Below are 15,944 nucleotides of genomic sequence, written 5' to 3'. Positions count from 1 at the left end.
TGTAATGCGAAAATGATGCAGCGGTGTTCCAAGTTTCTATCACTTACTGATTCACTTTATCGATTCTTATACATTATTCACTAATTTTTTGATAAAATTCATGAATGGCTTGTTCATTGTACCTCTCATAGTCGAATGGCTTGAAGCTCATTGACGGATGATCATAAATTTCTTTCAACGCCTCATAGATACTCAAGTCATCCGTACCCTTCGTTAACAGCCCATAGATGCCGTTCTTCAGCACATACCTATTCGCAACAATATTTGATGCGACAATTTTCATTCCGAGCGTCATTGCTTCGAGAAGCACCATCGGCTGTCCCTCATAGATGGATGATAGGACAAAACAGTCGCATTGCCGCATGATGCGGAACGGTTGCTCGACTTGCCCCAGTAGAAAGACCTTATCTTCTACCTCCAGCTCGGAAATGAGCGTCAAGAGTTCATTTTTCAACGGTCCACTTCCAAGAAGATAAAGACGGACATTCGCATACGCTTTGGCCAGTTTCGCAATGGCTTTAATCAATTCTTTTTGATTTTTCTCTGGTGACAGGCGCCCCATCGAAATAAAGTTGAAACAATTTGGATCAATTTCTCCGATAAACTCGCCATTAATCGTTCTTAAGTCTTTCTCATTGAGCATTGCCATATCGTCTGCAATGTAGCCGATGCATTCTGATCCGTCATCAGTGAACAATTTCAAACTTCTTGCTTCACATGTCTGAATTTCCTTCTTAACCAGGTAGTTGACCTCATCATTTAGCAAAGCAATCTGTTCATTTTCGCTGAAGCCGATCGGCGCTTTCCAAATGGAACGATCAGCACCTCGCTTGAGTCTCACAGAATAGTGGACGTCTTTCTCTTCAATGATCACATTAGTCCGTTCGGATTCATCGAATGTCCGCACAGCCTGTACATCCAGCCAGCCGAGCGTCTTTCGATCGCAGTTGCACAAGTAAAAAGCGCCTACTCTTGTGGTGCTTTTTTTTCGGATCGTTACGATTCTGCCGGCGAATTCAGCTGCGTTGCACACTTGTTTACAACCATAATTCGGATAGGGCTTGTTCCAAATCGTGTAGCGATCCGAATCCTCCGTAATCGTTCCAAAAAGAGACAAACGCTCTTCCTCAAGCGTACGGTTCGGCAGTGCGGCAATGACGTGACGATGTTTGACATGGTTCATGAATTCCTTAACTGTTCGTCTCAAGCGCTGTGAAACACTTTTTTCTTCACCAAGGTACTTCATCGCGTTCGCATCCAGCCAGCCCAATTCTTGATTTTTAACAGCAATTCGCGCATAGGTTGCTGTTGTCGTCACAGCTTCTTCTTTTATACGCACCAGCACATTCTTTAAAAAGTGAACGTCAGAGATGCGCAGGCAACCCGCGACATCATATGGCTTGGTCCATAAACCATTGTGTCCCGGCCATTGAATCGATCCATAGGCTTGGCTCGCATGCTGCTCGAGAATTTCGTCTTGAAGGTACTCGATTTGATGCTTCATCACCCAGCCAACATAAATTGAATTAATCAAGATTTTGCAGTACTTCGTTTCATTCTGTTCCCTCGCTTCCGCAAGAACAAAGACTGAGGCATGCTTCGGAACACGGTGTGCAACCGGCGAGGAAGCCGCCGGATCAGTCAGCTCCGGCCAAATGTTAACTTGTGAATACGTTTCCGTGAATTTAGCATTGAATTTGACGGGTTTAATCGACAAGGTCTCTGAAACGGACGCATCTTCTTCCTCGTTCAGACTGAGTATTTTCTGTGGATCAATCGTATTCACCGCGTAATCGAATTTATCCTCATTGGCATACTGCTTTAATTTTGCTTTATTCAGCTCCATTGTCGCCTTGGAAACACTGAGCAGCTTATCAAACTTATCATAGAGCGAAAAAATACCGCGCAAATTAATCAAGTGAGGATGTTTGTTCCCAATCGTTCGTTCACTGTCTGCTTTCACATCGTTATGCATAAAGCAGATCTTTTTCGCAGAATTCGCTTCAATAATATATTTCGCCCAAAAATAGCTGTAGCCACTGAAATCAATGCTGACATCAAAGCTCTGATTCCCCATTAAGCGATTAACTTCCCGCTTATACGCTTTCTTCGGATAAAACATCTTCAAATAACCTTTTAATGAGCGATTCTGAATCAGTTTATCTCGATAGATTTCGTTCAATTTATAAATCGGTATCCCCGGTTTGAACAACATGCGCACATTCGGATTAACCTTGTTCAGATTATTTAACACTTCGGCACGATGCGGCGTGTTTGTAAAGAGCGTCACATCATATTTATCGTAATCAATACTGTTCGTCAAATTAATAAAACTCGATGTGATCCCATTGTTCTTCAAACCACCGGGATAGATCAGTATTTTCTTCTTCTTGCTGTTTAAGCGAACACGATTGATCCGTTCCTCGTGCTTATGATTAAAAATATAGTCCACATAGCGCTCCGTTGCATGCCCATCATCATAATTGACGAAACGATCTTTCATTTTTTGATAGGCATGCTTATAGTCTTGCTCAACTTCTTTGACGCGCTTGACCAGATCAACCAACTGCCATACATTGAATGCAGTCGGTCCAGGCAACGCTTTCGCTTTAATATACATCCCACGCTCGGTATCGTAGAGATCCTTGTCCCAGCAATAGAAAATGATCGGTCGATCAGTAACGAGGTAATCAAAGAAAATGCTTGAGTAATCGGTGACGAGCAAGTCGACAACGCTGAGCAGTTCGTTTGTATCGGTCACATCCGGAATCAGCTTGCCTTGTAATTCTTCTTGCCCTCGGACATGTGGGTACAAGAAAGGATGTACCTTGATCAGCACATTGTACTGATCGCCCAGTTCCTGCTCTAAGAAATTTCGCTCCGCAATAATCTGTTTGATATTTCCTTGCGCATGATTGACATTCGTTCCCTTCCACGTTGGCGTGTAAAGGAAGATTTTCTTAGCCGGGTCGATGCTCACCTGTTTCTTTCTCAGTTTCGCCAAGATTTCCGCTTTAGACGTCGTCAAGGTTAAATCGATGCGCGGGTAACCGCTTTCCAATATTTCCCCTGAATACAGTCCATCCATTTTGTAGCTTTTCGCATACATTTTCGTCGTATGTGCGTTCGGGCTCAATAGATAATGCGCCGAAAGAAAATTGCGAAGCACATTTTGCGAATGCGACGGATTACCAGGAATATCGAAGCCCATCGTTTTCAAAGGCGTCCCATGCCATGTATTAATGTATTTCTGTCCCTCTTTTGGGACAAAAAACGTTTGAAATGTCGAATTAGTAATTAAATACTCTGCTTCTGCGAGCGTCTTCACATACGCCCGCGAATTACGCCGTACAAAATGAACATTTGGCCGTTCTGCATAGTCTTTCGTAACCTCAGCAAGTTCAGGATCTCCCTCGGTAATACTCCAAATATGCGTGTACTTCTGTTTCGGATCATGCCCCAGCAAATACTTGAAAATGGCATAAGGAGAATCCGTGATACTATGACCATCTCTACTCTCATAAAGGATGACATTCTTCTTTATGACGCTCCGATCATAATAGCGTGCATAAATCCTTCTCACGCGATGGTTTTTTTTCAAGCCATTTAACAGCGGTCCAAAAATGAATCGCAGCCTTCTTTTTATAACCTTCTTTAGCCTACTCACGCTGTCCATTTCTCCTTTAACATGCATCATACATTCGATGAAAACTCATGAAGCAATCTTCATTTCTACATGCATTGTTCCTGTTAACATCTATTAACCATGCCTTTACATAATCTTCGAAAAATCTCAATGCTTTTTCGGGATCAACTGTCAAAATACCGCAATGGCATGCAGGTGTCAAGAGATAAAAAATTTGGGCCGTTTAATTAGTATAAACAATCAAAAAGAATGAGGCGATCGCCCCATTCTTTTTATCAATTGCTTTGTGTTCAATTCGCGATGCTCAGAAAGTCCTCTAAAGCATTACCCCAATCTCTCATATCCGCAAACCCATTCAACCTCAGTGCCATATGTTCAAACTCTGAATTCTTCGGGCGTTTGGCTGGACGCAGAAATTCTTCTGTCGTGCATGGATTAACTGTAACATCCAACCCTTTCATTTCAAAAATTGCCTTCGCAAATTCATACCAGGTGCAGCTTCCTGAATTAGAGAGATGGTATACACCGTACTTATCCGTTTGAAACAGTTCGATAATTTTTTCTGCAAGGTCCTTGGTATAGGTTGGACAGCCACGTTGGTCATTAACCACTTTGAGCTGATCATGGGTTTCGGCGAGCTTTAACCCTGCATTCCCAAACATTTATACCAATGATCATGCCTGAACCCTTTAATATCAAGGGATTCAGGCATTTTTAATGTTGCTTTTTCTGACTAAGCATGGTATAATTATACCATTCTTAGGAGGGATGAACATGTCGCTGGTCTATTTAAAGAATAAGAAAAACGGAGTTACCTACGTCTATGAATCTGTAGGGTACTGGGATAAAGAAAAGAAACAGACACGTAATCATCGAAAATGTATTGGGAAGCTCGATCCGCAAACCGGCGAACTGATTCCTTCTAAAAAATATGCTGAAACGATACAGAAGCTTTTAACCCATAAGAAACGTGGCCCTGTTCCCTCCGTTATCTACCAGCGTCAATTCTATGGAGCCACCTACTTGTTTGATGCCATCGGCACGAAACTCGGGATCACTGAAGATCTGGAACGTTGTTTCCCAGAATCCTACAAACAGCTGCTTTCACTGGCTTATTACCTCGTGTTAGAAGACCGAAATCCAATGAGCCGCTTTCCTCGTTGGGCAAAAACTCACGTTCATCCCTATGGACGGAATCTCCCTTCCCAACGAAGCAGCGATCTATTCAGTTCAATCACCGAAAATGCCAAACATCATTTCTTTCTGCTCCAAAATAAGCGACGGATTCGTGAAGAATTTCTTGCCTATGATACCACCTCCATTTCGTCCTATTCCAAGACACTGAAACAGGTCAAATATGGAAAAAACAAGGATCACGAACCGCTTCCGCAGATTAATCTGGCTCTTCTTTATGGTGAGACCTCCGGTCTGCCCGTGGCTTATCGGAAACTGCCGGGCAACATTGCCGACGTAAAGACGATTCGTCATTTACTGGCAGACATGGATTTTCTGAAACAAAAGAAAATCAAACTGGTTATGGATCGGGGCTTTTATAGTGAGAAAAATATCAACGCTTTCTTTCAAGATCATGTCAAATTTTTAATTGGTGTCCGAACCTCACTGAAATTTGTTCGGAAGCATTTAGATGATGTGCGGCAGAGCCTGATCACAAGGAGCCATTATCATTCCGGATGCGGCCTTTATTATGAGTCGTTTTTAACCGACTGGGACTATACGGAAGTAAAAAAGAGATCTGGCGAAACGGTCAAAGACAAAAAGCGGCTTTATCTGCATCTCTATTATAACGATCAAAAAGCGACCGATGACAAAACAGCCTTTAATAAACTGCTGGATTCTCTTGAAGAAGAATTACAATCCGGGCGAAGAAATCCTGATCATGAAAAGCTTTATACTCGCTACTACGAATGGAAGGAAACGCCGGTCAGAGGTTTGTCCCTCACGCCGAAAACGGAGGCCATTGCCAAAGCAGAAAAGGATTTCGGTTATTTCGCCCTGATCTCGAACGGCATCAAGGATCCGATCGAAGCGGTCGAAATCTACCGGACAAAAGACATGATTGAAAAAGCATTTGGCAACTTGAAAGAGCGGCTGAATATGCGGCGAACCTCGGTTTCCTCCGAAGAAAACCTCGAAGGAAAACTCTTCGTTCAATTTCTGGCTCTGTTCTATCTCTCTTACATAAAAAAAGCCATGAGTGACCATGGGCTGTTTAAAAAATACACGTTACAAGAACTGTTAGATGAAATGGATATCATTGAGCAATACCGTCAGCCTGGAGGCCATACTCATATTGGCGAGTTGACCAAGAAACAGATTGATTTATACCGTCTTCTGGGTGTTGAACCACCAACCATGGTATAATTTCACGGGAATCTAGGTTTAACATCGTCTTCACGAAATTGCCGCCGTATTGACCGTATACCCAAGAGGTACGGGCAATGAAGAATTTAGAATGAAAGTCGTGAACGAATTGTTCTCCGGCATACTTGGACTGGCCATAAACACCAAGCGGTGACGGAAAATCGAATTCGCTATAGGCGCCTTCTTTTTCTCCGTCTACTTCCAATGACTTTAACGAGTCCTCCGCAACAGGGACAAGGAACCTTCTCCGTACTCTTGACTGAAAACACCTGTTAAATGCTTATCAACAAGCTCATAGTCTGATATAATAATCATATAGTAGATATTTGGGGGACGTCTCTCGTGTAAGTGGTATTACACGATCAAAGAGATGTCCTTTTTCCTTTCCTAAAATAAGTGCCAGCTATAAGTCCTACGGACATTATAGCTGGCACTTATTGGACAGGCAATTCCGTCAACTTTCGGCTATATTCGGCGAGCAATAACACTAATATAAGACAGATAGATAACTTGAATATGTTCCTATTCAACAAGAATTATTCTCTAAACAGTACCCCCTGGATGATTTAATAAAAATTAAACATCAAGGGGGTACTTACATATCCAAACTTAGAAATATAATGTGTTGTTAAATTCTCAACTTTTTAGAAAATATCACTGTAACTAATATTGATATCAACCTCGCCATCAATTCCAAATATTGATCCATCCTTTCGATATTGCCAGATATCTGATGGCACTTCAGCACCTTTGTAAGTTGAATCCCATCCTTCCTCTCTTTTGTAGCGATATCTTGAAATCCATGTCACTGCATTATTAGGCAAGTTTGAGATTATTAGACGATCGTAATAAAAGCTGCGGTTGGTGTATAATCCAAAATTTCGATATCCACTATCATACAACCGGTTAAAAAATGCATTTACATAAGTTGTCAGCTTATTAGGATCTTTTTCCAATGATAGTTGAGGTGGTGGTGGATCCTCGACATCAAGAAATATATATCCATTGACATGACTCTTTTTTAAAACTTCGATAAAGTGATCTGCTTCTGCAATTGCATCATTTATCGAATTTGCTTCAAAAAAGTGATAAGCATTGGTGGTTAATCCCGCTTCATTTGCTCTTTGTATATTGGAAGCAAACGATGAATCCACATAATCCTGTCCCTGTGTTGCTTTTGCAATGACAAATTGATACCCTTGGTTTTTGACGGCAGTATAATCGATCGTTGTGTTACCTTGAGCGTCAACACCTTGATGATGTGAAACATCAATTCCTTTTTTAGCGTTTTGATTGGATGGCGGAGTTGACGGATTGGCCGAATTACCGCCATTCACAGGAGAATTTCCTTTTAGGATATAGGTTGCTGAAACATAACCCGTTTCACTACCAGTCTTTATTTGTAACCAATATTGATTTTCTCCATTTACTGTAACTACTTTTTCTCCTATTACGGTAACAACATCATTCGAGTGTAAAGTTTTTATAATACTATAATTTGTACTTGGTCCTTTTCTTACATTAAGTGCAGCATCGGTAGCTAAGAATACAGTCCCTTGATATTCAATAAAATTTTGCTTGCGGGATTGGAAGAATGTAAATGCATTTTCATCCATCCAACCTATTATTTGACCATTTACCTTAAACTGATAATAAACCCTGCCTTCAATTTTTGCTTCCCTTACAATTTTCACATTTTTGCCATTGAACTGGGAACCTGGTGCAATCCAGCGAACACCTGATACAGCATATGGATCACTCCACACCGAATTATCATTTCCAGTTTGCACATATCCGGTCTTATAAACGGATTTATCATAGTCAATTCCATCCCCAAGATTACTAAAAGCTGACGTATTCATCCAGCCTATCAAATTTCCATTCACTTTAAACTGATAATACGTTTCATGGTTCGTTTCTGCTTCACGGATGATCTCCGCTCGCTTTCCGTTATATTGACCTCCATAACCAAGAAATTGTGTTGCATTCTCTGCAAACGGCTTCGTCCAGATACCATTTTGATCCCCAGCCGTAATCTGGGCAGTCATTTTTACTTCTTTATCATAATGCGGTGTGTCATTGAACACCCAAAATGCATGCTGATCCATCCAGCCTATTAATTTGCCATTTACTTTAAATTGATAATAGATTCTTCCTTCAACTTTCGCTTCTCTAACAATTTCTACATAACTCCAATTATATTGACCTCCAGAGGCCAACCATTGTGCCCCCGATACTGCATAGGGTTCACTCCACACCGAATTATCATTTCCAGTTTGCACATATCCGGTCTTATAAACGGATTTATCATTGTCAATTCCGTCCCCAAAATTACTAAAAGCTGACGTATTCATCCAGCCTATCAAATTTCCATTCACTTTAAACTGATAATACGTTTCATGGTTCGTTTCTGCTTCACGGATGATCTCCGCTCGCTTTCCGTTATATTGACCTCCATAACCAAGAAATTGTGTTCCGTTCTCTGCAAACGGCTTCGTCCAGATACCATTTTGATCCCCAGCCGTAATCTGGGCAGTCATTTTAACTTCTTTATCATAATGCGGTGTGTCATTAAATACCCAAAATGCATGCTGATCCATCCAGCCTATCAATTTGCCATTTACTTTAAATTGATAATAGATTCTTCCTTCAACTTTTGCTTCTTTAACAATTTCTACATAACTCCAATTGTACTGGCCACCGGAAGCCAACCATTGCGTCCCTGATACAGCATACGGATCGCTCCACACCGAATTTTCATTGCCTGTTTGGACATATGCAGTTTTATAGAAATCTTTTTCATAATCGGTTATATCGCCAAATTTGCTAAAGGCTTTTGTGTTCATCCACCCAATTAATTTGCCATCTATTTTAAATTGATAGTAACTACCATGGTTTGTCTCTGCTTCTCGTACAATCTCTACCCGCTTCCCGTTATATTGACCTCCATAACCAAGAAATTGTGTTCCGTTCTCTGCAAACGGCTTCGTCCAGATACCATTTTGATTCCCAGCCGTAATCTGGGCAGTCATTTTAACTTCTTTATCATAATGCGGTGTGTCATTAAATACCCAAAATGCATGCTGATCCATCCAGCCTATCAATTTGCCATTTACTTTAAATTGGCAATAGATCCGTCCCTCGACTTTAGCTTCACGAACAATTTCTACATAACTCCAATTGTACTGGCCACCGGAAGCCAACCATTGCGTCCCTGATACAGCATATGGATCGCTCCACACCGAATTTTCATCTCCGGATTGAACATATCCAGTCTTGAATACGGATTTATCGTAATCAAAACCATCTCCAAAGTTCTGAAAGGCCCGCTTATCCATCCAACCGACTAGTTTGTCATCTACTTTAAATTGATAGTAGACACGGTCATCAATGTGAGCTTCACGAATTAATTGCGCAAGATTGCCATTATACTTTGAACCTGACGAAATCCAGGAGGCACCCTCCGTTCCATAAGGAGCATCCCATACTGCATTATCATCACCCGTCTGAATATGTGCTGTTTTATTGATTTCACTGTCGTATGTATTAGCGGAAACATTATGTGGATAAACTAAGATGATTACCAAGGTTAAAAAGAGTCCAAAAACAATTGAAGTGATAAGATTGTATTGTTTTTTCCTTTTAAACATTAAATTACTCCCCCCAGTTTCCAATTTTGACCGGATTTCTCCCACCTGTTGCCCTAATATAATCTTAAACTTTTATCTTTGTTTGATTTTTATAACTATTTGACAGGCTTTTATAAAAATATTTTTATTGATCTCCGATTTCAAACCAAATAAAAGAATAATATAAATGGTCATCCCAGAAAATATTTGTATAAATGTGGTCATTGCGGAAATTCCTAATCGTATTCCGATGATTCGTGTAAGTACATACATAATAAATCCCGCAATAAGAAATTTCCATGTGGAACAAAATAGTCTTCTTATTTCCAAACTTTTATGAATATAAATTAATTGTACGCCTGTAACAATGAATTCTGCAACTAGGGTAGCTATTGCCGCACCGATTGAATGGAAGCGGCCAATTAAAGATAAATTTAGAATAAAGTTAACCAGCGCCCCGGAAATGACTGAGACTGTATAACCAGTCGTTCGACCCACTGAAATTAGATATTGTTGTCCTAAAACATTACTCCACGCAATAAATACAATAATGGGACTGATTATCCAAATTAGTGTACCGGTCTTCTCAAATTCCATACCAAAGAACCAAGGAGTGAACTCATGAGCAATACCAGCGATACCAAACATCATAGGTATGGATAGGTAGGAGGCAAACTCAAAAGATTTATAAATATATTGATGAACCTTATTTTTTTCACCTTTCGCAAAAGTACTCGAAATTCTTGGAAGCATTACAATACCCATTGAGGTAACGATAGCGAGAACTAATTTCACAATTTTATCTGCATTATCAAAATAACCTACTTCATTCACATTAGAGAGAAAGCCAAGCATTGTTTTATTTAATACCAAATATATTTGAATAGCAATTTGAGGAATAAATAGAGATAAGGAGGGTAAAAAATGAATCTTTATATCCTCCCATTTCAATTTTATTTTGTTCACAGTTTTTGGAAGATACATCCACATCGTTAATTGGCCAAAGAGTTCCGATGATCCCAGGATTAGCACATATTTCCACAGATCAGTTCCCGTTTTAACGAAAATAAAGATTGAAAGAACACCAATTAATTTAACTATTATATTTCTTACAACAGTTTTCTTAAAATCCTCAAGCCCCATATACAACCATGAGATATCAATAGCTGCAGAAAGAATGTAAATGGATTGAAGAACGAAGATTGTTTTATATTCACTGACCATTAATAAAAAGATGATAAATACACCGTAACTGCAAAGTGTTGTTATCAACTTCATTAGAAATATGCCCCAAAATGTGCGGCTCAAATCTTCTTTATTTTCTCGATCATATGCGATTGCTCTGTTGCCATAAATTGCGACACCTATCGTCCCAAGTAAAACAAAATATTGGATAACTGAATTCGTGTATGCATAGGTGCCAACTCCATTACTTCCCAGAATCCTCGAAATATAAGGTACAGTAATTAACGGAACTAATATAATAAATATTTGGTAAATGACATTATAGATATAGTTTTTTGCAACGCTCATCTTTTATCCTACTTTATTCGAATTCTTGTTTTACTGTTGCCAAAGCCGCTCCAATGACTTGATGCATGTCAAAGTATTTATACATCCCAAGACGTCCGCCAAAAATCACATTAGGAAATTTAGATGCTAAGTCCTTGTATTGCTGATATAACTCATTATTTCTTTTATCATTTAAAGGATAATAGGGTTCATCACCTTTATTCCAAGTACTTGGATATTCTTTAGTAACTACTGTTTTTTTCTGATTGCCAAATTCAAAATGTTTATGCTCAATGATACGCGTGTATGGTGTCTCAGCATCCGTATAGTTGACTACAGCGTTACCTTGATAATTTTGAAGATCCAAAGTCTTATTCTCAAACTTTAGGCTTCTGTATTCTAAAGTGCCTAGGCTATAGTCAAAGAATTGATCAATCATTCCGGAATAAATTATTTTTGGGAATTCATTCATATATTCTTCTTTTTGATTAAAAAAGTCTGTATTAACTTCAACATCAATTAGCTCATTATTTAGCATTTTTTCAATAATTTGTGTATAGCCACCAATAGGAATTCCTTGATATTTATCATTAAAGTAATTGTTATCGTAAGTAAAACGGACAGGTAAACGTTTAATAATAAATGGCGGTAATTCAGTCGCTTTTCTTCCCCACTGCTTTTCTGTATATCCTTTTATTAATTTCTGATAAATATCTGTTCCGATCAACGCGATTGCTTGTTCCTCGAGATTAACTGGGGTTTTCCCTGCTAATACATTCTTTTGTTCCTCAATTTTCTTCTTAGCTGCTTCGGGAGTCACGACCCCCCACAGTTTATTAAATGTGTTCATGTTAAAAGGAAGATTATAAATCTCACCTTTATAATTCGCAATGGGACTATTGGTATAGCGATTAAATTCTGCAAATTGGTTTACATAATCCCAAATTTCTTTATTGTTGGTATGAAAAATATGTGCGCCATATTTATGTACATTGATATCTTGAACTTTTTCTGTAAAGATATTGCCACCAATATGTGATCTTTTTTCAATCACTTTTATCCTTTTTCCTCTTTTTGCTGCTTCATAGGCAAAAGTACTGCCGAAAAGGCCTGAACCCACCACTAAATAGTCATACATAATTATTGCCCCTCCATTAAAATATTTTCAGCTTTTTTCATTGCTTTTTTTACAAAATAACCGGATCTCAACTTCTCAGACATTGATTTAACAGCTACCATAAATTCTTTATATTCATCGTCACTCACACTCTCCATCACTCGATCAACATCCGCTAATGAATCAATTGCTAATCCAAGGTGATTATTCACAATAAAATCTGCTATAGCGGCTTCCTTCCAGATAATCACCGGCATTTCACTGCTTATATACAAAGATGCTTTATGAGGATTATTAAAGCGAAGATAATTGCCATATTTTCCTTTGCATGAGCTAAGCGTATCCCCATCCCAAACTAGTCCGTACTTGCCTGTTAAATATACCGGTAACTCATCTGGGGAAAATGAACCTATGTACCTTATGCGATCATTAAGAACTTTTTTCTGTGGATTCGGTCCATAAAGGTTGAGCCTTGTTTTTCGTGTGCTCATTCTAGTCAGAAATAATGACTTATTTAAATTTCCTGCGAAAACAATCTGATTTTCCTGAGTAATGCTGCGATCAATTCTATTTGATGTTTGATAATCAAAGATTTCCAACTCAATAATTTCACTTGTTATTCCATACCTGCGCAACCACTCTGTCATTTTATCATTGTGAGAGATAATGATGTTAAACTTATTTAAACTATCAATTTCTTCCTTAATCAACTTCTCATCATAGAAATGCTCTCTAAGCGTTTCAACATCGTGAATAAGCAACACAGTTCTTACATTTCTTTTCTTTAATTTGTTTAAAAGTATCTTCATATACATTTTGCCTATATAAGTCGGATACTGAATTAACAATAGATCACCTGCATCTAATACCGATAGTTTTCTATTCAATGTTTCATTAGCAAATAAATATTTTTCAAGTCGTCCCATGTCTTTATCTAAATATATACTTAGGTATCCTAAGCTATGTAAAAAGAAGGAACAATCATTTTTGGCTTTTGAACCTGCGTGTTCTTTCTCGGTTTCTGTGATGGTTAGGATATATTTTTTCATGATCTTCTCCCTAAATAGTTAAGTTCTATTCTATTTTAGCCCCTGTTATCCCATTTACTTATTACACAAGAAAATGCATTATATAAATTTTGATTATAATTTTTAATGTAATATTTATTAATTGAATTTTTTATAGTCATTTGATCTGGTAGATTTTGAGTATCAATCACATTTTGCAAAACTTCTGTCAATGCATTAAGGTTCCCAGTATCGAAAAGTTCACCATTTACTTTTTTAATAATGATATCATTCGGCCCTGTTGGACAATCCGAACTAACACAATAAATACCACGTGCAATTGCCTCTGTTAATACCATCGGGAATCCCTCGTACTCTGAAGTTAACACTAAAGCTGTAGCTTCATTCACAACAGACCAGGGATCATCTTGCCAACCAAACCATTTGACATGACTATCAATGCCTTTTTCTAGTGAATACGTCTGGCATTTATTATAATCTTTTCCGTCTCCAATAATATACAATAGCCATTCTCCAGAAATGTTTGATAAGGCATCGAACAGATCTTTAAGTCTTTTCTGCTCTTCAAAAAGTACTCTACCCATATATACAAAGATCGCTTTATTTTTTGGTCGCTCAACCATTTGATCTACATTGATAACTGGATTATAGACCATAAAAATCGAATCTTCATCTATCCCTAATTCCTTATATTGTTTTTTGATGCCACTGCTTATTGCCAGATGGTAATCAGCATTCTTTAGTAGATTTTTATTCATATTATTTGCATTAAGTGAAAAGTGTATCCAAGAAATAATCGGATATTTTTTCTTTAATATTGCTCTCAATGAGTATAATAACTGGCAAATCATTGGACTAAGCCCTACAACAATGTCAGGCTTTTCTTTATGAAGATACTTAAACAGAGAAATTAAATAGGGGATAATTCTAATATATTTGTTTTTTATATAAGGGCAAGCATCATATGTTATCCCCTTTAACCAAGTTGTGTCCTCTGTATCGCCTAAAATAAATATTTGGGGTTTAAACTCAGATCCCGTTAACATATGCGTTACTGTTTTAAGTACCGTTTCAGTACCGCCTCTTCCAGATACATGCCATATCACAAAAACAATTTTCTTCAAAGGTCTCCCTCTTCTCAATTACCACTTATATTTATTCCAATCAGCTATATCTTAGTTCGTTTTGATATTTTTGCTTAAGGATTTGACGGGCAACAACAAAATAGAAAATCATGATCAGATAAATACTCTCATACCAGTTGAAGCTTACTAATGAACACACAAAATAATAAATAAAGAAGAAGAAGGCCGCATCTTTAATCGCATTCACCATACTTCTTTCATCTTGATTCTCCTCAACAGATTTTGCTAATCGGCGTAAATCATTTAATAATTTCACACTATATGTAACGATAAAAATAATAAATAGTGTCCCGAATTCTGCTAACCACCCAAAAAAGATACTTAAAATTGGATAATAATTCTGTGGTTTAAATACTGTGTTATATTCAAAATTTGACATAGCCCATTCTGGTACATATTTAAACATATAAAAATTATGGAAGTTATACCCAACACCAAATACTGGATGATGGAGCCAAGTAGTGATCAACCCAATGGTACTTCCCGCTCTATTTGTAAACGAATCTCCGCCTAATTTATCGATAAAAGTTGTACTTATAACTCCCATAAATACAGGATTGCTTTTCGCAACAATAAATACGATTGCCCCAGCAATCGGCAATAAAAGAATAGTGATCAGTTTTTGTTTATTAGGTAGTAAAAACCATAATGAAATGAGAATTACCAAGATTGCTGCAATTCCTGTAGTCGTCTTTGCAAAAAATAACAGGATAATAATACTGAATAGGAGCAAGAAGAATGGCAAATGGTAGTATTTCGAATGAAAAGAGAATACATTCACTTTATTTTTTATTGATGCCATAACAAATGGAACAAAGACAACTAATAACTGAGCGGCTAAATATCCTGGCTCAGGATTTAATCCATTAATTCTTCTTAACGTTTGAACATAACTCCCAGCCGTGTACCAATCTCTGTTATATCGATATTCAAATATACCGATCACACGAACAATACTTGAAAAAGCATTTGGAAATAAGAGAAACAAGAATTGTAAGTAACAAATGCATAATAGGATTACCAAGGCAACCCCATTTCCTTTAATAAAGTTTACCAAGGATTGTTTTGTCACTATCGTTTTTTTAACAACTAAATAATGAATAAACACACAGCCACCAACAACAAGCAGCTTAATAAACTCACTTAGCGGGGACTTATTAAATACACTGTGACCTATTGTCATCGAGCTGATTTTCATTGCAATTAATTGAAATATCATTATGCTTACAAAGCATAACATCACACGCTTGTTAAACGCACTCCATATCTCTATACGTCTCTTATTACGCAAATCGTTATAATATGCTAGCCCAATTAAAATGGAATAGACATAAAGTGAAAGTTCTGGGACATAATATATGTATATATTTGGGATTATTTGCTTGTAGAATAAACTTATCGGAATTAGTAAATAAGCCATAATTTTACCTCATTACTAAATTATTTGTAAAACAACCTATCAACTACTTTGTCCACACATTACCT

9 protein-coding genes and 1 pseudogene are annotated in these 15,944 nt (G+C 37.8%); 1 reads left to right on the top strand and 9 read right to left on the bottom strand.

Features of this window, described 5'->3' with window-relative positions; translation table 11 throughout:
• Window positions 1–73: 73 nt before the first annotated feature.
• Both AA84_RS0112620 and AA84_RS17830 read right to left on the bottom strand, forming a co-directional pair.
• On the bottom strand, window positions 74–3,667 hold the full coding sequence (locus AA84_RS0112620; RefSeq protein ID WP_051578005.1) for a CDP-glycerol glycerophosphotransferase family protein: 3,594 nt from the start codon (window positions 3,665–3,667) through the stop codon (window positions 74–76).
• Window positions 3,668–3,936: 269 nt separating this feature from the next.
• Window positions 3,937–4,308 carry an SDR family oxidoreductase gene (locus AA84_RS17830; RefSeq protein WP_037563614.1) on the bottom strand — a complete coding sequence of 124 codons (372 nt, stop codon included), beginning with the start codon at window positions 4,306–4,308 and terminating at the stop codon, window positions 3,937–3,939.
• A gap of 112 nt (window positions 4,309–4,420) precedes the next feature.
• Here AA84_RS17830 and AA84_RS0112610 point away from each other — a divergent pair, with 112 nt between their 5' ends.
• Complete coding sequence (locus tag AA84_RS0112610; RefSeq protein WP_028977501.1) at window positions 4,421–6,028, top strand: IS1634 family transposase; 1,608 nt, start codon at window positions 4,421–4,423, stop codon at window positions 6,026–6,028.
• A 13-nt stretch (window positions 6,029–6,041) separates the two neighbouring features.
• On the opposite strand, the pseudogene AA84_RS19420 reads toward AA84_RS0112610, so the two are convergent.
• The 7 genes and pseudogenes from AA84_RS19420 to AA84_RS0112580 form a co-directional block, all read right to left on the bottom strand.
• Window positions 6,042–6,224, bottom strand: a pseudogene (locus AA84_RS19420) (sugar nucleotide-binding protein); the annotation flags it as partial.
• 448 nt (window positions 6,225–6,672) lie between these two features.
• Window positions 6,673–9,678 (bottom strand): GW domain-containing glycosaminoglycan-binding protein, encoded by a 3,006-nt coding sequence (locus AA84_RS0112605; RefSeq protein WP_028977500.1) that lies wholly within the window; start codon window positions 9,676–9,678, stop codon window positions 6,673–6,675.
• A 72-nt stretch (window positions 9,679–9,750) separates the two neighbouring features.
• Window positions 9,751–11,190 carry a flippase gene (locus AA84_RS0112600; protein ID WP_028977499.1) on the bottom strand — a complete coding sequence of 480 codons (1,440 nt, stop codon included), beginning with the start codon at window positions 11,188–11,190 and terminating at the stop codon, window positions 9,751–9,753.
• A gap of 13 nt (window positions 11,191–11,203) precedes the next feature.
• On the bottom strand, window positions 11,204–12,307 hold the full coding sequence (gene glf / locus AA84_RS0112595) for a UDP-galactopyranose mutase (RefSeq protein WP_028977498.1): 1,104 nt from the start codon (window positions 12,305–12,307) through the stop codon (window positions 11,204–11,206).
• Between the two features lie 2 nt (window positions 12,308–12,309).
• Window positions 12,310–13,335 (bottom strand): sugar transferase, encoded by a 1,026-nt coding sequence (locus tag AA84_RS0112590; protein WP_028977497.1) that lies wholly within the window; start codon window positions 13,333–13,335, stop codon window positions 12,310–12,312.
• A 35-nt stretch (window positions 13,336–13,370) separates the two neighbouring features.
• Window positions 13,371–14,438 (bottom strand): glycosyltransferase, encoded by a 1,068-nt coding sequence (locus AA84_RS17825; protein WP_051578003.1) that lies wholly within the window; start codon window positions 14,436–14,438, stop codon window positions 13,371–13,373.
• Between the two features lie 40 nt (window positions 14,439–14,478).
• Window positions 14,479–15,879 carry an O-antigen ligase family protein gene (locus tag AA84_RS0112580; protein ID WP_028977496.1) on the bottom strand — a complete coding sequence of 467 codons (1,401 nt, stop codon included), beginning with the start codon at window positions 15,877–15,879 and terminating at the stop codon, window positions 14,479–14,481.
• Window positions 15,880–15,944: the final 65 nt, after the last annotated feature.

It is taken from the genome of Sporolactobacillus terrae DSM 11697 (assembly GCF_000648615.1).
Taxonomy (GTDB): Bacteria; Bacillota; Bacilli; order Bacillales; family Sporolactobacillaceae; genus Sporolactobacillus; species Sporolactobacillus terrae.
Note: the sequence above shows the minus strand (reverse complement) of the source record. Positions and strands in the feature narration are given on the sequence as shown.